The following is a 25,673-nucleotide window of genomic DNA, read 5'->3' as shown; positions in this document are numbered from 1 at the left end:
CGCTGTAAATAGCGAATTGCCCGCGCCATGTGAAGCCCTTACTTACCGTGTGTGCGGCTCGCTGACGCAGCGATCAAATCAATATGTCGTTTCGGGCGTGCTTACCGCGCGCGGGATCGCTGACGACTCGATGATAGTGACCTCCTGCCGTGCTGGCGCAAAAGCTTCGCGCAGCATCACGGCGGCGACGTCTCTGGCAGCAACGGCGCGCCAGTTGCCCGGCAGCAGACGAAAAAGCGGCGCCATCAGCGACTCGCCCGCGCGGCTGTTTTCTCTTTCGCCCAGCAGCAGCGACGGCCGGATTAAGGTCAGGCGCGGCCAGCCCTGCTTTTGCAGCGCGTTCTCCATCTCGCCCTTCACCCGATTGTAGAAGAAAGGCGAATGCATAGTTGCGCCATGCGCGCTGACCACCAACAGATGTTTGGCGCCGAGCCGCTGACCGGCAATGGCCGTATCCACCACCAGCGCATAATCGACATGGATAAAGGCCGCTTTGCTGCCCGCCTCGCGCCGCGTGGTGCCCAGACAGCAAAAAACCATATCCAGCGGCGTTTGCAGCGGGCCCAGCACGTCGGTGAGATCGGCCTCCACCAGGTTAGTTACCTTGTTCATCTCCGGCAGCTTACGTCTTGTTGGTGCTACGATCTCGCTGACGCGCGGATCGTCAATCAGCAGGCGCAGAAGATGCTGCCCCACCAGGCCGGTCGCGCCGGTAATCAATACTCTCATCCGTTTCTCCTTTTTACTGAGTGTAGCCCTCGCCTCTCAAAGCGGTTAGCGGCAGCCAACTCCCCCTGTAATCAGTAACATGCAGCGCATTACTTTGACGCGGCTTGATTTTTCAGTGTTTTCAACCAGGCTTAACTGACTTCACAATAATAACCGGAGGAAAAGATGAGCAAAAAGATTGCTGTCCTGATCACTGATGAATTCGAAGACTCCGAATTTACTTCGCCAGCCGAAGCCTATACCAAAGCTGGCCACCAGGTTGTGACTATTGATAAAAAAGCGGGCGTAACCGTCACCGGCAAGCAGGGTAAAGCCCAGGTGAAGATCGATAAAGATATCGACCATGTAAACGTGGACGATTTCGACGCCCTGCTGCTGCCGGGCGGCCATTCGCCGGATAGCCTGCGCGGCGACGATCGCTTTGTAAACTTTACCAAAGCCTTTGTGGATGCCGGTAAGCCGATCTTCGCTATCTGCCATGGCCCACAGCTGCTGATTAGCGCCAACGCCACGCGAGGCCGCAAAATGACCTCGGTGAAGGCTATTGCTATCGATCTGAAAAATGCCGGCGCCGACTTCTACGACAAAGAAGTGGTGGTGGACAACGACAAGCTGGTCACCAGCCGTACGCCGGACGACCTGCCTGCGTTCAATCGTGAATCGCTGCGCATTCTCGAAACCGTCTGAGGGGAGCGGCCGGGTTCGCCTGGCCGTTCTTTTATTCCCGCAGCCAGCTCAGCTTTTTGCCAAATCCCAACGCGTTATCCACCATTTTCAGCTCGCTGACGGCGATTTCCCAAAGGGGCGCTGAAGCCGCTGCCGCGACCGGAAACCGTTTGATATAGGCCTTACGCGCCTTCTCTTCTGCCGCCCCCGATAACAGGCTGACCTGCCCCGTATACTGCACGCCTTTGATTAACATCACCGACTTCGGCTGACCGTTAATCGTGCCTGCAACCTGCGGATCGTGGACAAACTGGCTGCCGTGACGCGTTTTCTCCTCCGTCATCAGCCAGAACGCAACGTTCTCTGCGTCAAAGACATAAAAACAGTTGGCGCACCAGATGGGGCTACCGCCGCATACCGACAGCACATGCTGCTTTTGTAGATAGCGGGTGATGGCCTGTAACGGCTCTGGTTCGGACATGGTGACTCCCTGAAAACTACGCAAAAAACCTTTCGTGCCGTGCGCGAGCTGATAAACTTTCGGCCACGACTGGCTACGGGCAATAACGGATGGCAACACAGGCAACAGCGCCCTGGCACCTTTATATCGTGCAGACGGCAGGCGGCGCGCTCTATACCGGCATTACCAATGATGTGCCGCGACGCTTTAAGCAGCATCAGGCGGGCACGGGCGCGAAGGCGCTGCGTGGCAAAGGGCCGTTGACGCTGCTGTTTCACCGCGAAGCGGGCGACCGCGCCAGCGCATCCCGGCTGGAATACCGGATAAAGCAGCTGAAGCGGCAGGAAAAAATCAGGCTGGTGACGCACCAGCCTGTTTCACTTGAAGCCTGGCTGGCCGATCTTACTCGCGGTTAAACGGCGCCGCGAAATCGATCTGGCCTTCCACGCCGCTAAAAGCGTCATCTGCCAGCTTGTAGACCAGGAAAGCGGCTTCCCCGCCCTGCCAGCGGCAGCGCAGCTGATGGCGGGCGGCCGGTTCAAAACCGTAGCGCCCGTAATAGTCTGGATCGCCCACCACCACTACAGCGGCGTAGCCGAACTCGTTAAGCGTATCCAGCCCCTCGTAAATCAGCTGCTTGTCTAACTGCTGGTCGCGTACGCTTTCATCCACCACCAGCGGCGCCAGGCCTACCCACTGCTTGTCTTCGGCATTCAGGGTGACCGGGCTGAAGGCCGCATAACCCAGCACCTGTCCTTCATCATCGGTCGCCACAATGCCCAGCGTCAGTAAGCCATCTTCACGCAGCTGCTGTACCAGCTCCGCCTCTGCGGAGGTGGGAAAGCTGCGGCGCAACAAACTGTCTATGCTGGCCGCATCGACACCGATTTCCGTACGAATTAACATGTTACACCTGCGCGATCTGCTGTTGCAGCCGCGTCCTCAGTCAGTCCTGCCTCAATAAAATCAGCCAGCTGCATTAATCCGATTCGCAGCGGCTTCGGCATAGTCTCAAGCTCGATAGCATCCATCAGATTTTTGACTTCCAGCCCCAGCTCGGTATCGCCTTCGATCGCCAGCCGACGCTGAAAAAACAGCGTATCCGGATCGCGCCGACGCGCCGCCACCAGCAGCAGGTCGTTTACATCGCCGCGAAACCACACATCCGCCTCGGCCCGATCGGCTACCCGCAACGCGCCCTGCTCAACGGTGGTTGCCCAACGCAGCCCCAAATCGCGGATTTCAACACCTAACCAGTGCCCCTGCAAAAAGTTTAACTCACCTTCCGCCAGTGCATAGTGAAATTGCCAGCTCAGCAGCTGCTGCAAAAAATGTTTTTTAGCGGCAAAGGGGGCAAATTGTAGCGGCAGACGCAGCCACTGCGGGCCTTTGCGAACCAGCTGCGCGCGTAACGGGTTAAACACCATTATCACTCCTTCAGATAAAATTTCAGCTATTTTGCCATATTGCAGGATCTCGTAAGGCAGTTGGATCAACAAAGTGCGCGAACCTTGCGGGCTTCGTCATAAAAGTTATGGCGATCGTTACGCTTTTCACTGCCCTGCATCAAAAAATGGCACGGCGGAGAAGGGTAAACTTCTTTGCTCTCTTGCTTACGGGATCTTATATGGAACTGCTTTGTCCTGCCGGCAATCTACCGGCCCTGAAGGCGGCCATCGCCAGCGGCGCAGATGCTGTCTACGTTGGGCTGAAAGATGATACCAATGCCCGTCATTTCGCCGGCCTTAACTTCACGGCAAAACGGCTGGAAGAGGCCGCTCGCTACGTTCATCAGCATAGACGCAAACTGCATGTTGCGATTAATACTTTCGCCCATCCATCCGGCTATGCACGCTGGGAAAACGCAATAGACAGCGCGGCCGACGCGGGCGTGGACGCGCTGATCCTGGCCGATATCGCCATGCTGGAATACGCGGCAAGCCGCTATCCTCATATTGAGCGACACGTTTCCGTGCAGGCTTCGGCCACCAACAGCGAAGCGATAAAATTCTATCAGCGCCATTTTGACGTTGCGCGCGTGGTGCTGCCGCGCGTGCTTTCCGTGCATCAGGTTCGCCAGCTTGCCCGCTCGTCGCCCGTCCCGCTGGAGGTCTTTGCCTTCGGCAGCCTGTGCATTATGGCCGAAGGTCGCTGCTACCTCTCTTCCTGGCTGACCGGCGAGTCGCCTAATACCGTAGGCGCCTGCTCGCCCGCCCGTTTTGTTCGCTGGCAGCAAACGCCAGACGGACTGGAATCCCGCCTGAACAACGTGCTGATTGACCGCTATGGCGCTCAGGAAAACGCCGGTTACCCTACCTTGTGTAAAGGCCGTTATAAGGTGGAGGAGACGGCTTACCACACGCTGGAGGAACCGACCAGCCTGAACACGCTTGAGCTGCTGCCCACGCTGCTGGGCATGAATATCGCCTCGGTGAAAATCGAAGGCCGTCAGCGCAGCCCGGCCTATGTGCAACAAGTGACGCAAATCTGGCGACAGGCTATCGATCGCTGCAAGGCAGATCCGCAGAATTTTGCCGTGCAGCAGCACTGGATGTCCGCGCTCAGCGCCCTGAGCGAAGGGGCACAAACCACGCTGGGTGCTTACCATCGTCAATGGCAGTAGGAAAAATCATGAAGTATGCGTTAGGGCCGGTGCTTTGGTACTGGCCGAAAGAAGATCTGTACGCTTTCTACCAGGCCGCCGCCGCCAGCCAGGCCGACATTATCTATCTGGGCGAGGCGGTGTGCAGTAAACGCCGCGCCGTTAAATTCGCCGAGTGGATGGCGCTGGCGAAAGAACTGGTCGGCGCGGGCAAGCAGGTTACGCTAAGCACCCTGGCGCTGGTTGAGTCGCCTTCCGAGCTAACCGAGCTGAAGCGCTATGTTGATAACGGCGAATTTCTGATTGAAGCCAACGATATGGGCACGGTGCATATGGCTGCGGAAGCGGGCCTGCCTTTTGTCGCCGGCCACGCGCTGAACTGTTATAACGCCATGACGCTGCGCCTGCTGCACAAACTGGGTATGGTGCGCTGGTGTATGCCGGTCGAGCTTTCACGCGACTGGCTCGGCGCGCTGTTAGCCCAGTGCGAAGAGCTGGGGATCCGCGGGCAATTCGACGTAGAGGTGCTGGGGTACGGCTATCTGCCGCTGGCGCTCTCCGCCCGCTGCTTTACCGCCCGCGCCGAAGATCGCAGCAAAGACAATTGCCAGACTTGCTGTATTAACTACCCTCACGGCCGAGCGGTGCGCTCTCAGGAAGATCGGCAGGTGTTTGTGCTGAACGGCATCCAGACCATGAGCGGCTACTGCTATAATCTGGGGAACGATCTGGTTTCCATGCAGGGATTGGTGGACATTGTCCGTTTCTCACCGCAGGGAACCGACACGCTGGAAGTAATTAATGCCTTTTACGCTAATGAAAAGGGCCATGCGCCGTTAACGCTGATCGATCAGCAGCACTGTAACGGCTACTGGCGGCAAATGGCCGGCCTGACGCTGGTGGAGTAACGCGCCGTTGGTCAGGCGACATTTCGTTTAGCGCAGTGAAGGCACACTTATCTTTCTTCACGTCCAGGGCTCGCGTAAAGTGCTGCAAATTGCCAATCCGCTTACCCGAAGATCGCTTAGGCTGTGTATTTGCGCAGGCGCGTAGCCTGGAAATAAAGTGAGCGATTATGTCTGATAAAAAAACTGCCTCCCTGTCCGTGCTCGATCTGGCCCCGATCCCTCAGGGCGCGACCGCGCGTGACGCTTTTCATACCTCGCTGGCGATGGCGCAGCAGGCGGAGCAACTTGGCTTCAACCGCTACTGGCTGGCTGAACACCACAATATGACCGGCATCGCCAGCGCGGCGACGTCGGTGCTGATCGGCTATCTTGCCGCCAATACCAGCACGCTACGGCTCGGTTCCGGCGGCGTGATGCTGCCAAACCATTCGCCGCTGGTGATTGCCGAGCAGTTCGGCACGCTGGAGTCCCTCTATCCGGGACGCATTGATTTAGGTCTGGGACGCGCGCCCGGCTCCGATCAGCGCACTATGATGGCGCTGCGTCGCCATATGGGCGGTCACGTGGATAACTTCCCGGCCGACGTGGCCGAGATAGTCGGCTGGTTCGACGCCGAACAGGGCGAAGCGCCCGCCGTTCAGCCTGTGCCGGGCCTGGGCCTGAAAATCCCCGTCTGGCTGCTTGGCTCCAGCCTTTACAGCGCCCAGCTCGCGGCGAAGCTGGGCCTGCCGTTCGCTTTCGCCTCGCATTTTGCGCCCGATATGCTGTTCCAGGCGCTGCACCTCTATCGCGAAAACTTTAAGCCTTCGGCTCGTCTGGCGCAGCCGCACGCGATGGTTTGCGTTAACGTGGTTGCCGCCGACAGCGAGCGCGACGCCCGTTTCCTGTTTACCTCCATGCAGCAGCAGTTCGTCAATCTGCGTCGCGGTCAGCCAGGCCCGCTGCCTGCGCCGGTGGAAAATATGGATAACCTGTGGTCGCCGTCCGAGCAGTATGGCGTGCAGCAGGCGTTAAGCATGTCGATTGTCGGCGATCTGGATAAAGTGCGTCACGGTCTGTCTGCGCTAATGCGGGAAACCCAGGCGGATGAAATCATGGTGAACGGCCAGATTTTTGACAGAGAAGCGAGGCTGCGCTCGTTTGCGCTGGCCATGGAAGCCTATCGCTCGCTGTAACCGAAATGGCGGGGGAAGCCACTCCCTCGCCCGCTGCTAAACCTATTCCCGCCTGACGCATTCGTCCCCCTGCCCCCGTTCGTTTTATTGAGGGTAAAAAAAATGCCGGTCACTTTTCAGTGACCGGCATCAGACTGGCTAGCAGTGATTAGGCATCACGACGACGAGTCGGCGCTGCGCCATCTTCACGACGTGGCGCACGACCGTCACGGCTGAAGCCGCCCGAACGACGCTCGCCGCTACGCTCGTTGCTGAAACGACGACCGCCTTCGCTACGTCCACCTTCGCTACGCGCGCCGCCGAAGCCGCCGCGACCTGGTGCACCACTACCGCGACGTTCACCGCCACGATCGTTGCTGCGAGGCTGCGCATCACCAATCAGCTGCATATTCATCGGCTTGTTCAGAATACGCGTGCGGGTGAAATGAGACAGAATGTCGCCCGGCATGCCTTTTGGTAGTTCGATAGTGGAGTGCGTACCAAACAGCTTGATGTTGCCGATGTAGCGGCTGCTGATATCGCCTTCGTTAGCGATAGCGCCAACGATATGGCGAACTTCAACACCGTCATCACGACCCACTTCGATACGGTAAACTTCCATATCGCCAACGTCACGACGTTCACGACGTGGACGATCGCCGTCACGGGCTTCGCGAGGACCACGGTCCGGACGGTCGCCGCGACGATCGTCACGCTCTTTGAACTCACGACGCGGACGTGGAGCCGGATCTGCCGGAACGATCAGCGGACGTTCGCCCTGTGCCATTTTCAGCAGCGCGGCAGCCAGCGTTTCAATATCCAGCTCTTCTTCCGCAGGCTGCATTTTGCTCAGCAGCGCACGGTACTGTTCCAGATCGCTGCTTTCCAGCTGCTGCTGAACTTTAGCGGCGAACTTGGCCAGGCGACGCTGACCCAGCAGCTCTGCGTTTGGCAGCTCTACTTCAGGAATAGTCAGCTTCATGGTGCGTTCGATGTTGCGCAGCAGACGACGCTCGCGGTTCTCAACGAACAGCAGCGCACGGCCGGCACGACCTGCACGACCGGTACGGCCGATACGGTGAACGTAAGATTCAGCATCCATTGGGATGTCGTAGTTCACCACCAGGCTGATACGCTCAACGTCCAGACCACGTGCCGCTACGTCGGTAGCGATCAGGATATCCAGACGACCGTCTTTCAGACGCTCCAGGGTCTGCTCACGCAGCGCCTGATTCATGTCGCCGTTCAGGGCCGCACTGTTATAACCGCTGCGCTCCAGCGCTTCGGCCACTTCCAGCGTGGCGTTTTTGGTGCGCACGAAGATAATCGCTGCATCAAAATCTTCCGACTCCAGGAAGCGTACCAGCGCGTCAGTCTTACGACCGTAAGCGGTCCAGTAGCTCTGGCTGATGTCAGGACGCGTGGTCAGACTTGACTGAATACGCACTTCCTGTGGATCTTTCATGAAGCGTTTGGTGATACGACGAATCGCTTCCGGCATGGTGGCAGAGAACAGCGCGGTCTGATGATCGGCCGGGATCTGCGCCATAATCGTTTCAACGTCTTCGATGAAGCCCATACGCAGCATTTCATCGGCTTCGTCCAGCACCAGGCCGCGCAGGTTAGAAAGGTCTAACGTGCCGCGTTTCAGGTGATCCAGCAGACGACCAGGGGTACCCACAACAACCTGTGGACCCTGGCGTAGCGCACGCAGCTGTACGTCGTAACGCTGGCCGCCGTAAAGGGCCACTACGTTAAGACCGCGCATGTGTTTAGAGAATTCAGTTACGGCTTCCGCAACCTGAACCGCCAACTCACGAGTTGGTGCCAGCACCAGGATTTGTGGGGCTTTCAGGCTGCTGTCAATGTTGTGTAGCAGTGGCAGCGAGAACGCTGCGGTTTTGCCGCTACCGGTCTGTGCCATACCCAATACGTCACGGCCCGCCAGCAGATGTGGGATACACTCTGCCTGGATCGGAGATGGCTTAACATAGCCCATGCCGTTAAGTGATTCGAGGATGGATTCGTTCAGACCCAGGTCAGCAAAAGTGGTTTCAATTTCAGTCATGTAGTACACGTGCCTCTTAGATTGCGGCGGCCAGTCTACATAACTCGTCGTGAAAACATTCAGTCATTTTCATCAAAAAGTGTGAACCGGCTCAAATTAGTGGTTTCGACGAACAAGAAAGCCCTCACCCGTGAAGATGATGACATTTCAAAAATCAGGCAAAAAAAGTTCGTCAGCTATTGCTGGTCAGATTCTGATAAATCGTCTTGTGTCTGGCCGAGTAGCGCCAGCTCCAACAATGCATATCGGTGCTCAACAAAGTTATGGACGTTGTTGGCAACCGTCAGCTTGAACAACGCTTCTGCGTTGTCCTTCTCCCCCAGACTTAGGTAGTGCTTACCTAAATAGAAGTTGGTTTCACTGAGATGTTCAGCGAGCGAGGTGTTATCCGTTGCGTCCGCCTTGAGCCTCTCCATCAGCGTTTTTTCGCTGATACGGCCCAGGTAGAACTCGACAATATTCCATCCCCATTGGTCTCTGTCCGCCTTATCGTAACGCTGTCTCAGCGCCACTTCTGCCTTATCAGCGCTCATCTCACGTTCATCGAGATAGAGCCACAGGCTGCGGAAAGGATCGTTAGGATCGTCTTGATAAAACGCCAGCAGATCATCTTGCGCTAGTTTAAATCTTCCACCGTAGTAGAGTGCGATTCCGCGATTTAAACGCGCGTAATTGTAAGTTGGATCAAGCTCAAGTACAGAATCAAACGCTTCGTAGGCAGCATCAAAATTGCCTGCCTGCGTCAGATATATGCCTAAGTAATTGAATACTTCCGGCATATCCGGTCTGACAGACAGCGCTTGTGAAAAATCATTTCGCGCCAGTGCTCTCAAACCTAAACTATCATACAACACTCCGCGCTCATATAACAGCTGTGCGCGTTCATCATCGGTTAATGCCCGACTGGCAAGTATTTGTTCCATGCGCGCCAGGATCACTTCCTGCTGCAACGTAGGCTGTAGCGGAACAGCCAAAACCTCGTTGTTACGCCAATCCGGGTTGCTGCATCCTGCCAGCGTTAAAGCTGTCGCAACGAAACACCAGCGCAAAAAAGGCTTCATTCACCACTCCCAAATACAAACAATGGGATGAACATCCTTTCATCCGCCTGCCGTGCACAAGGTGTCGTCCTGTCCTCGCGATGGAACAGCTCTTCGCGTCGCCGCGAAGAGCTTAGTGTGCTGCTTATTCTGCTGAAGCTTCTGGCGCAGGCGCCGCAGCCGCTTCCGGCTCGGCCGCTTCCTTGATGCTCAGGCGAACGCGGCCCTGACGATCAACTTCCAGAACTTTCACCGGGACTTCCTGGCCCATCTGCAGATAGTCAGTGACTTTCTCAACGCGCTTGTCGGCGATTTGAGAAATATGCACCAGACCTTCTTTACCGCCGCCGATAGCTACGAAGGCGCCGAAGTCGACGATGCGGGTTACTTTACCGTTGTAAATGCGGCCCACTTCGATTTCTGCGGTGATCTCTTCGATACGGCGGATAGCAAACTTCGCTTTATCACCGTCGGTTGCCGCGATTTTCACGGTACCGTCATCTTCGATTTCGATGGTGGTGCCGGTCTCTTCAGTCAGCGCACGGATCACAGAACCACCTTTACCGATCACGTCTTTAATCTTGTCCGGGCTGATCTTGATGGTATGGATGCGCGGAGCAAACTGCGAGATATCGCCGCGTGGCGTACTGATAGCCTGTTCCATCACGCCCAGAATATGCAGACGCGCGCCTTTAGCCTGGTTCAGTGCCACCTGCATGATTTCACGGGTGATACCTTCGATTTTGATGTCCATCTGCAGCGCGGTGATGCCTTCACGGCTACCGGCTACTTTGAAGTCCATGTCGCCCAGGTGATCTTCATCGCCCAGGATATCTGACAGCACGACAAAGTTATCGTTGTCTTTAACCAGACCCATCGCGATACCGGCTACGGCCGCTTTGATCGGCACGCCCGCGTCCATCAGCGCCAGTGAAGCGCCGCATACGGAAGCCATAGACGATGAGCCGTTGGATTCGGTAATTTCTGACACTACACGTACGGTGTACGGGAACGCGTCGCCTTTCGGCATTACGGCCAGCACGCCGCGCTTCGCCAGACGACCGTGACCGATTTCACGACGCTTAGGCGAACCAACCATACCGGTCTCACCCACGGAGTACGGAGGGAAGTTGTAGTGGAACAGGAAGTTGTCGGTACGTTCGCCCATCAACTCGTCCAGGTTCTGTGCGTCACGCGCGGTGCCCAGCGTCGCCGTTACCAGCGCCTGAGTTTCGCCACGGGTAAACAGCGCGGAGCCGTGAGTACGTGGCAGCACGCCGGTGCGCACGTCCAGACCACGGATCATGTCTTTTTCACGACCGTCGATACGCGGCTCGCCACGCAGAATGCGGCTACGCACCACGTTCTTTTCCAGACCGTGCAGGATATCGCTGATTTCGCCTTCGTCCAGGCTGGCGTCTTCCGCCAGCAGCGCCGCTGTGGTTTCAGATTTGATCACGTCAACCTGAGCGTAACGCTCCTGTTTTTCGGTGATGCGGTAAGCGTCGCTCAGACGGGATTCGGCCAGCGCGGCGATGCGGCTGTTCAGCGCTTCGTTAACCGCTTCCGGCTGCCATTCCCAGCGAGGTTTGCCCGCTTCGGCAACCAGCGCCTTAATGTTTTCGATAACAACCTGCTGCTGCTCGTGGCCAAATACCACGGCGCCCAGCATCTGATCTTCGCTCAGCAGTTCCGCTTCGGATTCCACCATCAGCACGGCGCCTTCGGTACCGGCAACAACCAGATCCAGTTTGCTTTCTTTCAGCTCGTCGCTGGTCGGGTTCAGCACGTACTGGTCGTTGATGTAACCCACGCGTGCAGAGCCGATTGGGCCGTTGAAAGGAATACCGGACAGGCTCAGCGCGGCGGAAGCGCCGATCATCGCTACGATATCAGGGTTAACCTGCGGGTTAACGGAAACCACGGTGGCGATCACCTGGACTTCGTTAACAAAACCTTCCGGGAACAGCGGACGAAGCGGGCGGTCAATCAGACGCGCAATCAGCGTTTCGCCTTCGCTTGGACGGCCTTCACGACGGAAGAAGCTGCCCGGGATACGACCAGCAGCGTAGGTACGCTCCTGGTAGTTGATGGTCAGTGGGAAAAAGTCCTGACCCGGCTTGGCTTTTTTCTGGCCAACTACGGTTACAAATACAGCGGTGTCGTCCATGCTGACCATAACGGCAGCGGTGGCCTGACGAGCCATCATACCGGTTTCAAGCGTGACGGTATGCTGACCATACTGGAATTTTTTTACGATCGGATTCAGCAAAATTATGTCCTTAACGTTCCTGGCAAGAGCTTTCTCCCGCCGTGACTCTTAAATCTTCATTGCATCCTCGCGACTAATGACAACCCTAATCCCTTATGGGACAAAGCCTCTCATTAGCCGCGCGAATCTCTGCAACTGAAGATCACACTCAGCAACAATACAATAGTTTGGCCTGGATTGCTGCCGCCCGACTGAAAAAAGGGGCCATAAAGGCCCCTTTTTAGCGAAACTCGCACAAATCTGCCTTTTTTCCCTTTTCCTTTGTCGGACGACGAAAGCAAGGAGAGCAGACTGTAAGACTTAGCGACGCAGACCCAGACGCTCGATCAGGCTGGTGTAACGTGCAACGTCTTTACGCTTCAGGTAATCCAGCAGCTTACGACGCTGTGAAACCATGCGCAGCAGACCGCGACGGCTGTGGTGGTCTTTTTTGTGCTCAGAGAAGTGACCCTGCAGATGGTTAATCTGAGCGGTCAGCAGAGCAACCTGAACTTCGGTAGAACCACTGTCGTTAGCATCACGGCCGTAATCAGCAACGATCTGCGCTTTGTTTTCTGCACTTAGAGACATTTTACTACTCCAAATTTTAAGATAAATGTACAGGCGCCGATCTCTAATTCAGCTACCCAATGTAAAGCCGCGCCATTCTACTCTGAGCCTGAGGCTTTCGCAAATGATGCATCGGAATATTCTACTACCAGTCGACGCGGCGCAACGCGGCCATCCTCCGCCACTTCCGCCATGCCGATAAACTGGCGCGCCTCGCCTTCCGTAACGCGCACCAGCCCCGAGTCCGGCACGTTTGCGGCCTGCACCGGCATGCCCTGCCTGAAGTAAGCCGCCGCACTGACAGGCAGGTTCACCTCAGGATAAGCCGCCGCCGGGCTGTCCATCGGCATCAGCAACGGGTCGAGCAGCTCAGCTGCCGGACGCTCGTTACGCGCGGCCTCTTCGCTAAGCGCCTGCAGCTGCTCCAGCGTGACCATCGCGTCGATCGGATAGGTTGCGACCTGCAAACGACGCAGGAAAATCACGTGTGCGCCGCAGCCCAGCATTTCGCCTAAATCGTCCGTAATGGTGCGGATATAGGTGCCTTTCGAGCAGTGGATTTCCAGCTCCAGCTCGTCGCCTTCAAGGCGAATGAATTTTAGTTCGTAAACGGTAATGCTGCGTGCTTCACGCGGGACTTCAATGCCTTCACGCGCATATTCATAGAGCTTCCGCCCCTGATACTTGAGCGCCGAATACATTGACGGCACCTGCTGCGTTTCGCCACGAAAACGATCCAGCGCGGCTTCAAGCTGCGCCTGCGTGAAGTTCACCGGTCGCTCACTGATGATCTGACCGTCCGCATCCGACGTATCGGTACGCTGGCCCAGACGCGCGATCACGCGATAGCGCTTGTCGGAATCGAGCAGATAGCGGGAAAACTTTGTCGCTTCGCCCAGGCATATTGGCAGCATACCGGTCGCCAGCGGATCGAGCGCGCCCGTATGGCCCGCGCGGTTAGCGTTAAACAGCCGCTTTACTTTTTGCAGCGCGTCGTTGGACGACAGGCCTCCGGGCTTGTCCAGCAGCAGGACACCGTGAATATCGCGTCCGCGACGACGAGGACGACTCATTACTCCTCCTTGTCGTCTTCCGCAGGGCCACGACGCTCGGCGTCGTTGCGAACCACGTTAGTGACAAGGTTAGACATGCGCATCCCTTCAACCAGCGAGTTGTCGTAGAAGAAGGTCAGTTCAGGCACGATACGCAGGCGCATCGCTTTGCCCAGCAGGGAGCGGATATAGCCGGAAGCGTCGCCCAGCGCGCGCAGGCCGCCTTTGATAGCGTCTTCGTCTTTATCGTTTAAAAAGGTAACGAACACTTTTGCATAGGCCAGGTCGCGGGATACTTCCACGCCGGAGACCGTGACCATCATGCCCAGACGCGGATCTTTGATCTCACGCTGTAAAATAATCGCGATCTCTTTCTGCAGTTCCTGGGAGACGCGCTGCGGGCGACCGAATTCTTTCGCCATAATTATTCTCTCCAAATAAATACGGGAGGCGCAAAGGCCTCCCGAACAGGTTGGTCAGGCAACCATTAAGCGATGGTACGCTGGATTTCGATGATCTCGAAGACTTCGATCATATCGCCAACGCGCACATCGTTGTAGTTCTTCACGCCGATACCACATTCCATACCGTTACGGACTTCGTTAACGTCATCCTTGAAGCGGCGCAGGGATTCCAGCTCGCCTTCATAGATAACTACGTTGTCGCGCAGCACGCGGATTGGGTTGTGACGCTTGATGTTGCCTTCCGTCACCATACAGCCGGCAACCGCGCCAAACTTAGGTGATTTGAACACGTCACGCACTTCGGCCAGGCCGGTGATCTGGTGCTTGTATTCCGGCGCCAGCATACCGCTCATCGCCTGCTTCACTTCGTCAATCAGGTTATAGATGACGGAGTAGTAACGCAGATCCAGGCTTTCTGCATCGATCACGCGGCGCGCGGACGCGTCGGCACGAACGTTAAAGCCTACCAGAATGGCGTTGGAAGCCGCAGCCAGCGTGGCGTCGGTCTCGGTGATGCCGCCTACGCCGGAGCCGACGATTTTCACTTTCACTTCGTCAGTAGAAAGCTTCATCAGCGAGTCGGCGATAGCTTCGACAGAACCCTGTACGTCCGCTTTCAGCACGATGTTCAGCTCGGAAACTTCGCCTTCGGTCATGTTAGCAAACATGTTCTCCAGCTTGGATTTCTGCTGACGCGCCAGCTTAACTTCACGGAATTTGCCCTGACGATAGAGCGCCACTTCACGCGCTTTCTTCTCGTCACGCACCACGGTCGCCTCATCACCGGCAGCAGGCACGCCTGACAGGCCCAGGATTTCGACCGGGATCGAAGGACCCGCAGTCAGCACTTCGCGGCCCAGCTCGTCACGCATCGCACGCACACGGCCATACTCGAAGCCGCACAGCACGATATCGCCTTTGTTCAGTGTACCTTCACGTACCAGCACGGTAGCAACAGGGCCACGGCCTTTATCCAGGAAGGATTCGATCACGACGCCGCTGGCCATACCCTGACGAACAGCGGTCAGCTCCAGAACTTCAGCCTGCAGCAGGATAGCGTTCAGCAGGTCGTCGATACCGGTTCCGGCTTTCGCGGAAACGTTAACGAACATGTTCTCGCCGCCCCACTCTTCCGGAATAATACCGTACTGAGTCAGTTCGTTTTTAACGCGATCCGGATCGGCTTCTGGCTTATCGCACTTGTTCACCGCAACCACAACCGGCACTTTCGCCGCTTTGGCGTGCTGGATAGCTTCGATGGTCTGTGGCATCACGCCGTCATCGGCTGCAACCACCAGGATAACGATATCCGTTGCCTGAGCACCACGAGCACGCATTGCGGTAAACGCGGCGTGTCCGGGGGTGTCCAGGAAGGTCACCATACCGTTGTCGGTTTCGACGTGGTAAGCACCGATGTGCTGGGTAATGCCGCCCGCTTCGCCAGAGGCGACTTTAGTGGAGCGAATGTAGTCCAGCAGTGAGGTTTTACCGTGGTCAACGTGGCCCATGATGGTTACGACCGGCGCACGGGATTCCATAGCCGCATCGGTATCACGATCGCTCATTACCGCTTCTTCCAGCTCGTTCTCGCGGCGCAGCGTCACTTTGTGACCCATCTCTTCCGCGACCATCTGGGCAGTTTCCTGATCGATAACCTGGTTGATGGTGGCCATAGCGCCCATTTTCATCATCGCTTTGATGACCTGGGAACCTTTCACCGCCATTTTGTTAGCCAGTTCCGCTACGGTGATGGTTTCACCGATAACCACGTCACGGTTAACAGCCTGAGCCGGCTTGTTGAAGCCCTGCTGCAGCGTGCTCTTACGCTTGCCGCCTTTACCGCCGCGGAATTGCGCACGCGCTTCTTCACGGTCGGTTTTCGCTTCGGAATGCTTGTTGCCTTTCTTACGCTGTGGGGCTTTAGCCGGACGAGCAGCGCGGGTGCGGCGATCGCCTTCAACCTGCGCATCGTTCTCGTCTTCTGCCGCACGGGCGTGGGTAGAGGTGGTCACGTGATAGTCAGAAGTGTCTTCCACTTCTTTCTCCGCTTCCGCCCATTCTGAACCTTTTTCTTCCGCCATTTTACGGGCCTCTTCCGCTACGCGCTTCGCTTCTTCTTCGATCTTGCGACGCGCTTCTTCTTCAGCTTTACGCTTCAGTTCAGCGGCTTCCGCTTCACGACGGGCTTTATCAGACTGTTGATTGCGGGTCATATCGTCGGTTTGTTGGTTGCTCACTTTGTCTTTTTCCGCTGCTTCACGCCTGGCTTTCTCTGCCGCCTCACGTTTAGCCTGCTCCTCGGCTTCACGCTGCGCTTTTTCTTGAGCTTCGCGCTGGGCTTTTTCTTCAGCCTCGCGACGAGCCATTTCTTCCGCTTCGCGCTGTGCCTGCTCTTCTGCTTCTGCCTGAGCGGCTTCTGCAGGATCGCCTTTTACATAGGTGCGTTTTTTGCGGACTTCGATTTGCACCGATTTACTTTTACCGCCGGTGCCCGGAATATTCAAGGTGCTGCGCGTTTTGCGCTGTAAGGTCAGTTTACCAGAACCGCCATTGTTGTCGCGATTCAGGTGCGTCAGGAGCGTCTCTTTTTCCTGCTGGGTCACAGAGTCGGTTTCAGACTTGCGGATCCCTGCATCAGCAAATTGCTGTACCAGGCGTTCTACCGGTGTCTGAATCTCTGCCGCCAGCGATTTTACAGTTACATCTGTCATGCTGTTCCTTCCTGCTACAGTTTATTACGCGTCGTCGCCGAACCAGCAGATATTTCGTGCAGCCATAATCAGCTCGCCGGCCCTTTCGTCATTCAGGCCATCAATATCTGTCAGATCGTCAACACCCTGCTCGGCAAGATCTTCCAGCGTGCAAACGCCAATCGCTGCCAGCTTAAATGCCAGCTCACGGTCAAGACCTTCCAGGTTCAGCAGATCTTCTGCCGGCTGTTTGTCGCCCAGACTCTCGGCTTTTTCCAGAGCAAGGGTGGTTAACGCATTTTTCGCACGATCGCGCAGCGCTTCTACTGTCTCTTCATCCAGACCGTCGATTTCCAACAGCTCGTTGATAGGCACGTATGCCAGTTCTTCCAGAGAAGAGAAGCCTTCTTCAACCAGTACGGTTGCGAAATCTTCATCAATATCGAGATGTTTGGTAAAGACGTCGATGGCAGCGTGGGCTTCAGCCTGGTGCTTGGCCTGCAGATCGTCGACCGTCATCACGTTCAGCTCCCAGCCACTCAGCTGCGAAGCCAGACGCACGTTTTGGCCGTTACGGCCAATCGCCTGAGCCAGATTTCCGGCTTCTACGGCGATATCCATGGTGTGATTATCTTCATCCACCACGATAGAGGCGACGTCCGCCGGGGCCATCGCGTTGATCACGAACTGCGCAGGATTATCATCCCACAGCACGATATCAATACGTTCGCCACCCAGCTCGCTGGACACCGCCTGAACTCGCGCACCGCGCATACCCACGCAGGCGCCGACCGGGTCGATACGCTTGTCGTTGGTTTTTACGGCGATCTTGGCACGGGAGCCAGGATCGCGCGCGGCAGCTTTAATCTCAATCACTTCTTCAGCAATTTCCGGTACTTCAATGCGGAACAGTTCAATCAGCATTTCCGGTTTAGAGCGGGTAACGAACAGCTGCGCGCCACGCGCTTCCGGCCGTACTGCATAGAGTACGCCGCGGATGCGGTCGCCCGGACGGAAGTTTTCACGCGGCAGCATATCTTCACGAATGATTACCGCTTCCGCATTGGTATTAGAACCATCGGTTGGGCGCACTTCGAGAGAGATATTGTCGCGGTTCACTTTCTTCACGACGCCGGTGATGATCTCACCTTCCTGCTCGCGGAACTGGTCAACGACCATCGCGCGTTCTGCTTCGCGCACTTTCTGCACGATAACCTGTTTTGCCGTCTGCGTGGTGATACGGTCAAAGGTGACAGATTCGATCTGATCTTCAACATAATCGCCCAGATTCAGCGATTCGTCTTCGAATCGCGCGGCATCCAGGGTGATTTCACGCGTTGGCATAGTGACTTCGTCAACAATAACCCAGCGGCGAAACGTGTCAAAATCGCCGCTTTTGCGATCGATGCTGACGCGGACGTCGATTTCCTGCTCGTACTTTTTCTTGGTAGCCGTGGACAGCGCGCTCTCCAGCGCTTCGAAAATCTTCTCGCGCGGGAGGGATTTCTCGTTCGATACTGCCTCGACTACAGCTAAGATTTCTTTGTTCATCCTGGTATGCCTCAATCCGGACTTTTAAAAGTGGGGAACCAGGTTCGCCTTCTGGATGTTACTCAGCGCGAACACTTCGTCGTTACCCTCAACGGCAACGGTTACCATTTCACCATCTACGGATTTAATGATCCCCTGCCACTTGCGGCGGTTCTGTACGGCCATACGCAGCACCAGGCTTACTTCTTCGCCGGTGAATCGCGCGTAGTGCTCTGCGGTAAAGAGTGGGCGCTCAAGGCCTGGCGAGGAGACTTCAAGGTTATAAGCCACGGTGATGGGATCTTCAACATCAAACACCGCGCTGACCTGGTGGCTGACATCAGCACAATCATCAACATTGATGCCATCTTCACTATCAATATAGATGCGCAGCGTAGATGTGCGACCGCGAACGAACTCAATGCCAACCAGCTCGTAGCCCAGTGCTTCTACCGGTGCTGTAATCAGCTCTGTTAATTTTTGCTCTAATGTGGACAATCCCACCCCCAAGACATAAAAAAAGGGCTTAATAGCCCAGTATGCTGTTTCCTGATAACAAAAAACCCCGATAAATCGGGGCTTTATGCGACTGGACCCTGTACGCCATAAATGGCGGTTCGGCACAATCCATAGAATTTTTTTCAAAATTCGCTGTTAGCGCCGTGCAATGCATACAGTATATTTGAAAAAGAACTCTAAGGGAAAGTGGTTGCGGGGGCCGGATTTGAACCGACGACCTTCGGGTTATGAGCCCGACGAGCTACCAGGCTGCTCCACCCCGCGTCCGAAAACGTGGCAAATACTACGCCGATCTTGCATAAAATGCAAGCAAAACTGAGATTTGGTACCGAGGACGGGACTTGAACCCGTAAGCCCATGCGGGCACTACCACCTCAAGGTAGCGTGTCTACCAATTCCACCACCACGGCACTAAAAGGTTGCGACTTTTTCTTTTCTGTCGCGTCGAAATTTACGGCTTACTGTGGGATATCGCTACCCGGCGCGGCCGGTTTCGCTGGCTGGCTCTGCTGCTGTGCAGGCTGAGACAGATTTTCCCACTCGCTTCCTTTCTGCGTTTTGTTGCTGTTCAGGTTGCCCAGGATCAGACTGATTACAAAGAACAGCGTCGCCAGCACTGCGGTCATACGGGTCATAAAGTTGCCAGAACCGTTAGAGCCAAACAGCGTTGCTGAAGAACCTGCACCGAACGATGCACCCATATCAGCGCCTTTACCTTGCTGCAGCATGATCAGAGCCACAAGGCCGATTGCCACAATAAGGAAAACTACCAAAAGAGCTTCGTACATAATCAACCTGTTTCCTTGCGCGTTATTGCGCATTTAAGCTTCAAAACCAGTGAGCAGATAGCGTTGTCGCTACCCATCAGAAGCGGGTGTGAATACTAACCAAAGCGGCCTGATTGCGCAAGGGCAATTTAGCGCGGCTACGTCAATTGCAGAAAAAAGCGACAAAAGCGGCGGTAAAGCTGAAAAAAGCGCCAACTATCACACGGCTACGGCGCTTTCAGCCGGGCGGCCTGTCGTGCCCGGCCCGGTTATTTATCGCCTCAGACAGCCTTGACCGCATCGGCAATGCGGTGTGCCAGCGACGTGACCTGCGCTTCGTCTTCGCCTTCCACCATCACGCGGATCAGCGGCTCGGTGCCCGATTTACGCAGCAGGACGCGGCCCCGCCCTTTCAGTTCTTTTTCCGCTTCCGCCGTCACCGCTTTCACCTGCGCCTCTTCCAGCGGATCGGCTGCGCCGCTAAAGCGCACGTTCACCAGGATCTGCGGCAGCAGCTTCATGCCGCTGCACAGGTCGTGCAGGCTCATATGGTTGCGTACCATGGCAGTGAGTACCTGCAAACCTGCCACAATGCCGTCGCCGGTAGTGGTTTTGTCCAGCAGGATAACGTGACCGGAGTTTTCCGCGCCCAGCCGCCAGCCTTTCTCCTGCAGCTTCTCCAGCACGTAGCGGTCGCCCACTTTCGCCCTGGCGAAAGGAATGCCCAGCTGTTTCAGCGCCAGCTCAAGCCCCATATTGCTCATCAGCGTGCCTACCACGCCGCCGCGCAGCTGACCCTGGCGCAGGCCTTCGCGAGCCACGATATAGAGGATCTGATCGCCGTCGACCTTTTCGCCCAGGTGATCGACCATCATGATACGGTCGCCATCGCCGTCATAGGCCAGACCGATATCGGCTTTTTCGGCCAGTACGCGGGCCTGCAGCTGGCGAAGATCGGTTGCGCCGCATTCCTTGTTGATGTTCATTCCGTCCGGCTTGACGCCAAGGGTAATAACTTCCGCCCCCAGCTCGCGCAGCACGTTTGGCGCAATGTGATAGGTGGCGCCGTTGGCGCAGTCCACCACGATTTTCAGGCCGTTCAGGCTCAGCTCGCTGGGGAAGGTGCCTTTACAGAATTCGATATAGCGGCCTGCGGCATCCACAATACGGCTGGCGCGTCCCAGCTCGGCAGAGTCAACGCAGGTAATGGGCTTTTCCATTTCCGCTTCAATCGCTTCTTCGACCTCATCCGGCAGCTTGGTGCCGTCAATCGAAAAGAATTTGATACCGTTGTCGTCGAAAGGATTATGCGACGCGGAAATCACAATACCCGCTTCCGCGCGGAAAGTGCGGGTCAAATAGGCGATAGCGGGCGTCGGCATTGGGCCGGTAAAAGCGGCTGACAAACCTGCCGCCGCCAGGCCTGCTTCCAGCGCGGATTCCAGCATGTAGCCGGAAATACGCGTGTCTTTACCAATAATAATCTTTTTTGAGCCGTTGCGCGCCAGCACTTTGCCTGCCGCCCAGCCCAGCTTCAGAACGAAATCTGGGGTAATCGGCGTTTCGCCGACCTTGCCACGAATGCCATCTGTACCAAAATATTTACGGTTACTCATGCTACTTTTCCTTCGCTGACAGTGTCGCCTCGACGACGCGCATCGCCTCAACGGTTTCTTTAACATCGTGGACGCGCAAAATATGTGCGCCCTGCATAGCGGCAATAACCGCGCAGGCCAGGCTGCCCGTCAGACGCTGCGTCGGCCCGACGCTTAACAGTTGCCCAATCATGCTTTTGCGTGACATACCGACCAGCAGCGGCAGCCCAAAGCGGTGAAAATCGGCCAGGTGCGCTAACAGTTGGTAATTGTGGGAGAGATTCTTACCGAAACCGAATCCCGGGTCGAGCAGCAGCTGCGTTTTTTTGATGCCTGCCGCCTCACAGCGAGCGATCTGCTCCACGAAAAAGGCGTCCACTTCCTGCAACAAATGATGATACTGCGGAGACTGCTGCATCGTTTTAGGATCGCCCTGCATATGCATCAGGCAGACCGGCAGACCCGTCTCTGCCGCCGCTTCCAGCGCGCCGGGTTTCTGCAGGGAGCGAATATCGTTAATAATATGCGCGCCAGCCCTGGCGGCTTCCCGGATAACCTCCGGGCTGGAGGTATCAACAGAGATCCATACTTCAAAACGTTGCGAGATAGCTTCCACAACGGGAATAACGCGCGCCAGCTCCTGTTCAACGCTGACCTCATCCGCTCCCGGACGCGTAGATTCGCCGCCGATATCGATAATGGTCGCGCCAGCGTTAATCATGCCGTTAGCGTGCGTCAGGGCCTGCACTAAGTCGTTATGCTTGCCACCGTCCGAAAAAGAGTCCGGCGTCACGTTCAGAATGCCCATAACGTGAGGATGAGTCATATCGAGCACGGAATCTCGGGCGTAAAGCTTCATGGCGGCGGTTCTCCTTCGTTTTGGTGAGGTAATCATAAAAAAAAACCCCGGTCATCGCCGGGGTTTGGTGTTGCTCGGTCACGCTTACATGGTGTTACCAGGGTTTGGCGTACGCGGTTCGTCGACCGGACGTGGCGCCTTAGGCGTACCGTTATCAGAGCTGTTGCTGCCCGGATCTTCCCAACCGGCTGGCGGACGCACTTCGCGGCGAGCCATCAGGTCGTCGATCTGAGGCGCATCAATGGTTTCATACTTCATCAGCGCGTCTTTCATCGCGTGAAGAATGTCCATATTCTCGTTCAGGATACGGCGGGCACGCTGGTAGTTGCCTTCGATCAGCGCTTTCACTTCCTGATCGATAATACGTGCCGTTTCATCGGACATATGCTTCGCTTTCGCGACGGAACGTCCCAGGAACACTTCGCCCTCTTCTTCCGCATAAAGCAGCGGGCCCAGCTTCTCAGAGAAGCCCCATTGCGTAACCATGTTACGTGCAATGGAGGTCGCTACTTTAATGTCGTTAGACGCGCCGGTAGACACATGTTCCACGCCGTAGATGATCTCTTCCGCCAGGCGGCCGCCGTAAAGCGTGGAGATCTGGCTTTCCAGCTTCTGACGGCTGGCGCTGATAGCATCGCCTTCCGGCAGGAAGAAGGTCACGCCCAGCGCACGGCCACGTGGAATAATAGTGACTTTGTGTACCGGATCGTGTTCTGGCACCAGACGGCCGATAATGGCATGGCCCGCTTCGTGATAGGCGGTAGATTCTTTCTGCGCTTCCGTCATCACCATGGAGCGACGTTCCGCACCCATCATGATTTTGTCTTTCGCTTTCTCGAACTCAACCATTGAAACCACGCGCTTATTGCCACGGGCGGCAAACAGGGCGGCTTCGTTCACCAGGTTCGCCAGATCGGCACCGGAGAAGCCCGGCGTACCACGTGCGATAACCAGCGCATCAATGTCGGTAGCCAGCGGCACGCGACGCATGTGCACTTTCAGGATCTGCTCACGGCCACGCACGTCTGGCAGACCGACCACAACCTGACGGTCGAAACGACCCGGGCGCAGCAGCGCAGGGTCAAGCACGTCCGGACGGTTAGTTGCCGCGATGACGATAATGCCTTCGTTGCCTTCAAAGCCGTCCATCTCGACCAGCATCTGGTTCAGCGTTTGCTCACGTTCGTCGTGACCACCGCCCAGACCGGCGCCGCGCTGACGACCTACCGCATCGATCTCATCGATAAAGATGATGCACGGAGCCGCCTTCTTGGCTTGTTCAAACATATCGCGTACGCGGGATGCGCCCACGCCGACAAACATTTCAACAAAGTCAGAACCGGAGATAGTAAAGAAAGGCACTTTCGCTTCACCCGCGATGGCTTTCGCCAGCAGGGTCTTACCGGTACCCGGAGGGCCGACCATCAGCACGCCTTTTGGAATTTTACCGCCCAGCTTCTGGAAACGGCTCGGCTCGCGCAGGTATTCCACCAGCTCGCCGACTTCCTCTTTCGCTTCGTCACAGCCCGCAACGTCCGAAAACGTCGTCTTGATCTGATCTTCCGTCAGCATACGGGCTTTGCTTTTGCCGAAGGACATCGCGCCCTTGCCGCCGCCGCCCTGCATCTGACGCATAAAGAAAATCCACACGCCGATCAATAGCAGCATCGGGAACCATGAAATGAAGATGGAAGCCAGCAGGCTTGGCTCTTCAGGCGGTTCGCCTACCACTTTGACATTTTTGGTCAACAGGTTATCGAGCAACTTAGGATCGTTGACGGGGATGTAGGTGGTGTATTTATTGCTGTCTTTTTTGACAACGTTGATTTCACGCCCGTTAATACGTGCCTCGCGGACCTGATCCTGGTTCACTTCCGACAGGAAGGTTGAGTAATCAACCCTACGGCCATTTGACTCGCTGGGCCCAAAGCTCTGGAAGACCGACATCAGCACGACTGCGATGACTAGCCAGAGAATCAGGTTTTTCGCCATGTCACTCAAGGGATTAACCTCTTATTACAACTGTGTTAACAGACAGCGTAGGGTACTATAGTTTGCGCCCTGTCGCTACAATGTACACTTCACGTGAACGAGAACGTGAAGCGTCCGGCTTACGAATTTTCACTTTCGTAAACAGGGAGCGAATTTCCCGGAGGTAATCTTCAAAGCCATCTCCCTGAAACACCTTCACTAAAAAACTGCCGCCGGGTGCCAGAACGTCCCGACACATCTCCAGCGCAAGCTCAACCAGATACATTGACCTTGGAATATCTACCGCCGGCGTTCCCGTCATATTGGGCGCCATATCGGACATTACCACCTGCACTTTGGTATCGCCAACGCGATCCATGAGCGCTTTCAGCACCAGTTCATCACGAAAATCGCCCTGAAGGAAATCGACGCCGACGATAGGATCCATCGGCAGGATATCACAGGCAATCACGCGACCTTTTGATCCAATTTGCGTCACCACATACTGAGACCATCCGCCTGGCGCCGCGCCGAGATCGACAACCGTCATTCCCGGCTTAAACAGCTTGTCACCCTGCTGTATTTCATCAAGTTTAAACCAGGCACGCGAACGCAGCCCTTTTTTCTGCGCCTGCAGCACATATTTATCGCTAAAGTGTTCCTGTAGCCAGCGGCTGGAACTGGCCGAACGCTTTTTACCAGTCATACAATTTCCAACTATGATTCAACGTATGCGATAAATAAACCGCACAAATCAGCATGCCGATTTGGTGATATACCCGAGATGGCGGTAGAATGACCCGTTTTCAATCCCAATGTAAGTAAAAAATACGATGAATCTGAGTACCAAACAAAAACAGCACCTGAAAGGACTGGCCCATCCGCTGAAGCCTGTCGTGATGTTAGGCAACAACGGTCTGACCGAAGGGGTGCTGGCCGAAATCGAACAGGCACTGGAGCACCATGAGCTCATCAAGGTAAAAATCGCGACGGAAGACCGTGAGACAAAAACCCTGGTGGTAGAGGCTATCGTGCGCGAAACCAAAGCCGCAAACGTGCAGGTTATCGGCAAGACGCTGGTGCTGTACCGTCCGACGAAGGAACGTAAAATCGCTCTTCCTCGCTAAAAGCTAGCCGCAGAAGAAAGTGACACGCTCGTGATGTCAGGAAAAGGCCGCAAAGCGGCCTTTTTCTTTTCTTTACACTATGTCTGAAAAATAGCTTAAGAGTAAATCAGATATACTCTATTTTCAGAATTTCATACTCAACGTCGCCGCCCGGCGTTTTGATGATGGCCACATCATCTACTTCTTTGCCGATCAAACCGCGCGCCATCGGCGAGTTAACAGAAATCAGATTTTGTTTAAAGTCCGCTTCGTCATCGCCTACGATACGGTAGGTCGACTCCTCATCCGTGTCCACGTTCAATACGGTAACGGTAGCACCAAAGATCACGCGACCATTCGCGTTCATTTTAGTGACGTCGATCACCTGAGCGTTGGACAGCTTGGCTTCGATCTCCTGAATACGACCTTCACAGAAGCCCTGCTCTTCGCGTGCGGCGTGGTACTCTGCATTTTCTTTCAGGTCGCCATGCTCGCGTGCTTCCGCGATAGAGGCAATAATTCTGGGGCGTTTAACCGTTTTCAGCTCTTCAAGCTCTTCGCGCAGTCTCTCGGCGCCCCTTAGCGTCATCGGAATCTGATTCATCTCAATACCTCGTCAACTGATCCTGTGCAAAATTTTCGTCATCCTGACAGGTAAGTGCAGAAAAAGCG

Annotated in this window: 27 protein-coding genes and 2 tRNA genes; 7 read left to right on the top strand and 22 right to left on the bottom strand. The window is 55.8% G+C overall.

What is annotated here, in order from left to right:
- Positions 1 to 78: 78 nt before the first annotated feature.
- Entirely contained in the window at positions 79 to 729 is a 651-nt protein-coding gene (locus EGK14_RS00530; RefSeq protein WP_125287130.1) for an NAD(P)H-binding protein, read from the bottom strand.
- 165 nt (positions 730 to 894) lie between these two features.
- Here EGK14_RS00530 and EGK14_RS00525 point away from each other — a divergent pair, with 165 nt between their 5' ends.
- Positions 895 to 1,416, top strand: coding sequence for a type 1 glutamine amidotransferase domain-containing protein (locus EGK14_RS00525; RefSeq protein ID WP_125287129.1), 522 nt, complete (start codon positions 895 to 897; stop codon positions 1,414 to 1,416).
- 31 nt (positions 1,417 to 1,447) lie between these two features.
- On the opposite strand, the gene EGK14_RS00520 is transcribed toward EGK14_RS00525, so the two are convergent.
- Positions 1,448 to 1,876 carry a YhbP family protein gene (locus EGK14_RS00520; RefSeq protein WP_125287128.1) on the bottom strand — a complete coding sequence of 143 codons (429 nt, stop codon included), beginning with the start codon at positions 1,874 to 1,876 and terminating at the stop codon, positions 1,448 to 1,450.
- A gap of 89 nt (positions 1,877 to 1,965) precedes the next feature.
- Between EGK14_RS00520 and EGK14_RS00515 the strand changes: the two genes are divergently transcribed.
- Positions 1,966 to 2,271, top strand: a complete 306-nt coding sequence (locus EGK14_RS00515; RefSeq protein WP_125287127.1) for a GIY-YIG nuclease family protein — start codon at positions 1,966 to 1,968, stop codon at positions 2,269 to 2,271.
- On the opposite strand, the gene EGK14_RS00510 is transcribed toward EGK14_RS00515, so the two are convergent.
- The gene (locus tag EGK14_RS00510; protein ID WP_125287126.1) at positions 2,258 to 2,761 is read right to left on the bottom strand and encodes a GNAT family N-acetyltransferase; all 504 of its coding nucleotides are present in this window, start codon (positions 2,759 to 2,761) and stop codon (positions 2,258 to 2,260) included. The genes EGK14_RS00515 and EGK14_RS00510 overlap by 14 nt on opposite strands.
- Positions 2,755 to 3,282 (bottom strand): SCP2 domain-containing protein, encoded by a 528-nt coding sequence (locus tag EGK14_RS00505; protein ID WP_125287125.1) that lies wholly within the window; start codon positions 3,280 to 3,282, stop codon positions 2,755 to 2,757. The genes EGK14_RS00510 and EGK14_RS00505 overlap by 7 nt, the downstream gene beginning before the upstream one ends.
- A gap of 200 nt (positions 3,283 to 3,482) precedes the next feature.
- Between EGK14_RS00505 and EGK14_RS00500 the strand changes: the two genes are divergently transcribed.
- From EGK14_RS00500 to EGK14_RS00490, 3 genes are all read left to right on the top strand, one after another.
- Positions 3,483 to 4,478, top strand: coding sequence for a peptidase U32 family protein (locus EGK14_RS00500; RefSeq protein WP_125287124.1), 996 nt, complete (start codon positions 3,483 to 3,485; stop codon positions 4,476 to 4,478).
- Between the two features lie 8 nt (positions 4,479 to 4,486).
- Positions 4,487 to 5,365: a U32 family peptidase gene (locus EGK14_RS00495; RefSeq protein ID WP_125287123.1), complete on the top strand. Its 879-nt coding sequence runs from the start codon at positions 4,487 to 4,489 to the stop codon at positions 5,363 to 5,365.
- A 167-nt stretch (positions 5,366 to 5,532) separates the two neighbouring features.
- Positions 5,533 to 6,540 (top strand): luciferase-like monooxygenase, encoded by a 1,008-nt coding sequence (locus EGK14_RS00490; RefSeq protein WP_125287122.1) that lies wholly within the window; start codon positions 5,533 to 5,535, stop codon positions 6,538 to 6,540.
- Between the two features lie 148 nt (positions 6,541 to 6,688).
- On the opposite strand, the gene EGK14_RS00485 is transcribed toward EGK14_RS00490, so the two are convergent.
- From EGK14_RS00485 to secG, 13 genes are all read right to left on the bottom strand, one after another.
- Complete coding sequence (locus tag EGK14_RS00485) at positions 6,689 to 8,587, bottom strand: DEAD/DEAH family ATP-dependent RNA helicase (RefSeq protein WP_125287121.1); 1,899 nt, start codon at positions 8,585 to 8,587, stop codon at positions 6,689 to 6,691.
- 16 nt (positions 8,588 to 8,603) lie between these two features.
- Positions 8,604 to 8,660: a protein YrbN gene (yrbN, locus tag EGK14_RS21790; RefSeq protein ID WP_106382000.1), complete on the bottom strand. Its 57-nt coding sequence runs from the start codon at positions 8,658 to 8,660 to the stop codon at positions 8,604 to 8,606.
- A 103-nt stretch (positions 8,661 to 8,763) separates the two neighbouring features.
- Positions 8,764 to 9,648 (bottom strand): lipoprotein NlpI, encoded by an 885-nt coding sequence (gene nlpI / locus EGK14_RS00475; protein ID WP_125287120.1) that lies wholly within the window; start codon positions 9,646 to 9,648, stop codon positions 8,764 to 8,766.
- Between the two features lie 124 nt (positions 9,649 to 9,772).
- Positions 9,773 to 11,899: a polyribonucleotide nucleotidyltransferase gene (gene pnp, locus EGK14_RS00470; RefSeq protein WP_125287119.1), complete on the bottom strand. Its 2,127-nt coding sequence runs from the start codon at positions 11,897 to 11,899 to the stop codon at positions 9,773 to 9,775.
- Positions 11,900 to 12,199: 300 nt separating this feature from the next.
- Entirely contained in the window at positions 12,200 to 12,469 is a 270-nt protein-coding gene (gene rpsO / locus EGK14_RS00465; protein WP_125287118.1) for a 30S ribosomal protein S15, read from the bottom strand.
- Between the two features lie 77 nt (positions 12,470 to 12,546).
- Positions 12,547 to 13,521: a tRNA pseudouridine(55) synthase TruB gene (gene truB, locus EGK14_RS00460; RefSeq protein WP_125287117.1), complete on the bottom strand. Its 975-nt coding sequence runs from the start codon at positions 13,519 to 13,521 to the stop codon at positions 12,547 to 12,549.
- Positions 13,521 to 13,922, bottom strand: a complete 402-nt coding sequence (gene rbfA / locus EGK14_RS00455; protein WP_125287116.1) for a 30S ribosome-binding factor RbfA — start codon at positions 13,920 to 13,922, stop codon at positions 13,521 to 13,523. The genes truB and rbfA overlap by 1 nt, the downstream gene beginning before the upstream one ends.
- Positions 13,923 to 13,987: 65 nt before the next feature.
- Complete coding sequence (infB, locus tag EGK14_RS00450; protein WP_125287115.1) at positions 13,988 to 16,675, bottom strand: translation initiation factor IF-2; 2,688 nt, start codon at positions 16,673 to 16,675, stop codon at positions 13,988 to 13,990.
- Between the two features lie 24 nt (positions 16,676 to 16,699).
- On the bottom strand, positions 16,700 to 18,205 hold the full coding sequence (gene nusA, locus EGK14_RS00445) for a transcription termination factor NusA (protein WP_125287114.1): 1,506 nt from the start codon (positions 18,203 to 18,205) through the stop codon (positions 16,700 to 16,702).
- Between the two features lie 24 nt (positions 18,206 to 18,229).
- Positions 18,230 to 18,682: a ribosome maturation factor RimP gene (gene rimP / locus EGK14_RS00440; protein WP_148101243.1), complete on the bottom strand. Its 453-nt coding sequence runs from the start codon at positions 18,680 to 18,682 to the stop codon at positions 18,230 to 18,232.
- 208 nt (positions 18,683 to 18,890) lie between these two features.
- A tRNA-Met gene (locus tag EGK14_RS00435) sits at positions 18,891 to 18,967 on the bottom strand.
- A gap of 59 nt (positions 18,968 to 19,026) precedes the next feature.
- Positions 19,027 to 19,113, bottom strand: a tRNA-Leu gene (locus tag EGK14_RS00430).
- Positions 19,114 to 19,161: 48 nt separating this feature from the next.
- Positions 19,162 to 19,491, bottom strand: coding sequence for a preprotein translocase subunit SecG (gene secG, locus EGK14_RS00425; RefSeq protein ID WP_125287113.1), 330 nt, complete (start codon positions 19,489 to 19,491; stop codon positions 19,162 to 19,164).
- An 88-nt stretch (positions 19,492 to 19,579) separates the two neighbouring features.
- Here secG and EGK14_RS00420 point away from each other — a divergent pair, with 88 nt between their 5' ends.
- Complete coding sequence (locus tag EGK14_RS00420; RefSeq protein ID WP_125287112.1) at positions 19,580 to 19,765, top strand: hypothetical protein; 186 nt, start codon at positions 19,580 to 19,582, stop codon at positions 19,763 to 19,765.
- Here the strand turns inward: EGK14_RS00420 and glmM are convergent.
- The 4 genes from glmM to rlmE all read right to left on the bottom strand — a co-directional run bounded on the left by glmM (position 19,752) and on the right by rlmE (position 24,601).
- The gene (gene glmM / locus EGK14_RS00415) at positions 19,752 to 21,086 is read right to left on the bottom strand and encodes a phosphoglucosamine mutase (protein ID WP_125287111.1); all 1,335 of its coding nucleotides are present in this window, start codon (positions 21,084 to 21,086) and stop codon (positions 19,752 to 19,754) included. The genes EGK14_RS00420 and glmM overlap by 14 nt on opposite strands.
- 1 nt (position 21,087) lies before the next feature.
- Entirely contained in the window at positions 21,088 to 21,924 is an 837-nt protein-coding gene (folP, locus tag EGK14_RS00410) for a dihydropteroate synthase (RefSeq protein ID WP_125287110.1), read from the bottom strand.
- Positions 21,925 to 22,008: 84 nt separating this feature from the next.
- Complete coding sequence (gene ftsH / locus EGK14_RS00405; RefSeq protein WP_125287109.1) at positions 22,009 to 23,916, bottom strand: ATP-dependent zinc metalloprotease FtsH; 1,908 nt, start codon at positions 23,914 to 23,916, stop codon at positions 22,009 to 22,011.
- 55 nt (positions 23,917 to 23,971) lie between these two features.
- The gene (rlmE, locus tag EGK14_RS00400) at positions 23,972 to 24,601 is read right to left on the bottom strand and encodes a 23S rRNA (uridine(2552)-2'-O)-methyltransferase RlmE (RefSeq protein WP_125287108.1); all 630 of its coding nucleotides are present in this window, start codon (positions 24,599 to 24,601) and stop codon (positions 23,972 to 23,974) included.
- 127 nt (positions 24,602 to 24,728) lie between these two features.
- On the opposite strand from rlmE, the gene yhbY reads away from it, so the two are divergent.
- Complete coding sequence (gene yhbY, locus EGK14_RS00395) at positions 24,729 to 25,022, top strand: ribosome assembly RNA-binding protein YhbY (RefSeq protein ID WP_125287107.1); 294 nt, start codon at positions 24,729 to 24,731, stop codon at positions 25,020 to 25,022.
- Between the two features lie 106 nt (positions 25,023 to 25,128).
- On the opposite strand, the gene greA is transcribed toward yhbY, so the two are convergent.
- Positions 25,129 to 25,605 (bottom strand): transcription elongation factor GreA, encoded by a 477-nt coding sequence (gene greA / locus EGK14_RS00390; RefSeq protein ID WP_125287106.1) that lies wholly within the window; start codon positions 25,603 to 25,605, stop codon positions 25,129 to 25,131.
- Positions 25,606 to 25,673 lie beyond the last annotated feature (68 nt).

This window comes from Erwinia sp. 198, assembly GCF_003937915.1.
Lineage (GTDB): Bacteria > Pseudomonadota > Gammaproteobacteria > Enterobacterales > Enterobacteriaceae > Erwinia > Erwinia aeris.
Note: the sequence above shows the minus strand (reverse complement) of the source record. Positions and strands in the feature narration are given on the sequence as shown.

Coding starts and splice junctions, on each gene's coding strand:
- EGK14_RS00530 (WP_125287130.1), bottom strand. CDS start 729: ATGAGAGTATTGATTACCGGCGCGACCGGCCTGGTGGGGCAGCATCTT.
- EGK14_RS00525 (WP_125287129.1), top strand. CDS start 895: ATGAGCAAAAAGATTGCTGTCCTGATCACTGATGAATTCGAAGACTCC.
- EGK14_RS00520 (WP_125287128.1), bottom strand. CDS start 1,876: ATGTCCGAACCAGAGCCGTTACAGGCCATCACCCGCTATCTACAAAAG.
- EGK14_RS00515 (WP_125287127.1), top strand. CDS start 1,966: ATGGCAACACAGGCAACAGCGCCCTGGCACCTTTATATCGTGCAGACG.
- EGK14_RS00510 (WP_125287126.1), bottom strand. CDS start 2,761: ATGTTAATTCGTACGGAAATCGGTGTCGATGCGGCCAGCATAGACAGT.
- EGK14_RS00505 (WP_125287125.1), bottom strand. CDS start 3,282: ATGGTGTTTAACCCGTTACGCGCGCAGCTGGTTCGCAAAGGCCCGCAG.
- EGK14_RS00500 (WP_125287124.1), top strand. CDS start 3,483: ATGGAACTGCTTTGTCCTGCCGGCAATCTACCGGCCCTGAAGGCGGCC.
- EGK14_RS00495 (WP_125287123.1), top strand. CDS start 4,487: ATGAAGTATGCGTTAGGGCCGGTGCTTTGGTACTGGCCGAAAGAAGAT.
- EGK14_RS00490 (WP_125287122.1), top strand. CDS start 5,533: ATGTCTGATAAAAAAACTGCCTCCCTGTCCGTGCTCGATCTGGCCCCG.
- EGK14_RS00485 (WP_125287121.1), bottom strand. CDS start 8,587: ATGACTGAAATTGAAACCACTTTTGCTGACCTGGGTCTGAACGAATCC.
- nlpI (WP_125287120.1), bottom strand. CDS start 9,648: ATGAAGCCTTTTTTGCGCTGGTGTTTCGTTGCGACAGCTTTAACGCTG.
- rpsO (WP_125287118.1), bottom strand. CDS start 12,469: ATGTCTCTAAGTGCAGAAAACAAAGCGCAGATCGTTGCTGATTACGGC.
- truB (WP_125287117.1), bottom strand. CDS start 13,521: ATGAGTCGTCCTCGTCGTCGCGGACGCGATATTCACGGTGTCCTGCTG.
- rbfA (WP_125287116.1), bottom strand. CDS start 13,922: ATGGCGAAAGAATTCGGTCGCCCGCAGCGCGTCTCCCAGGAACTGCAG.
- infB (WP_125287115.1), bottom strand. CDS start 16,675: ATGACAGATGTAACTGTAAAATCGCTGGCGGCAGAGATTCAGACACCG.
- nusA (WP_125287114.1), bottom strand. CDS start 18,205: ATGAACAAAGAAATCTTAGCTGTAGTCGAGGCAGTATCGAACGAGAAA.
- secG (WP_125287113.1), bottom strand. CDS start 19,491: ATGTACGAAGCTCTTTTGGTAGTTTTCCTTATTGTGGCAATCGGCCTT.
- glmM (WP_125287111.1), bottom strand. CDS start 21,086: ATGAGTAACCGTAAATATTTTGGTACAGATGGCATTCGTGGCAAGGTC.
- folP (WP_125287110.1), bottom strand. CDS start 21,924: ATGAAGCTTTACGCCCGAGATTCCGTGCTCGATATGACTCATCCTCAC.
- ftsH (WP_125287109.1), bottom strand. CDS start 23,916: ATGGCGAAAAACCTGATTCTCTGGCTAGTCATCGCAGTCGTGCTGATG.
- rlmE (WP_125287108.1), bottom strand. CDS start 24,601: ATGACTGGTAAAAAGCGTTCGGCCAGTTCCAGCCGCTGGCTACAGGAA.
- yhbY (WP_125287107.1), top strand. CDS start 24,729: ATGAATCTGAGTACCAAACAAAAACAGCACCTGAAAGGACTGGCCCAT.
- greA (WP_125287106.1), bottom strand. CDS start 25,605: ATGAATCAGATTCCGATGACGCTAAGGGGCGCCGAGAGACTGCGCGAA.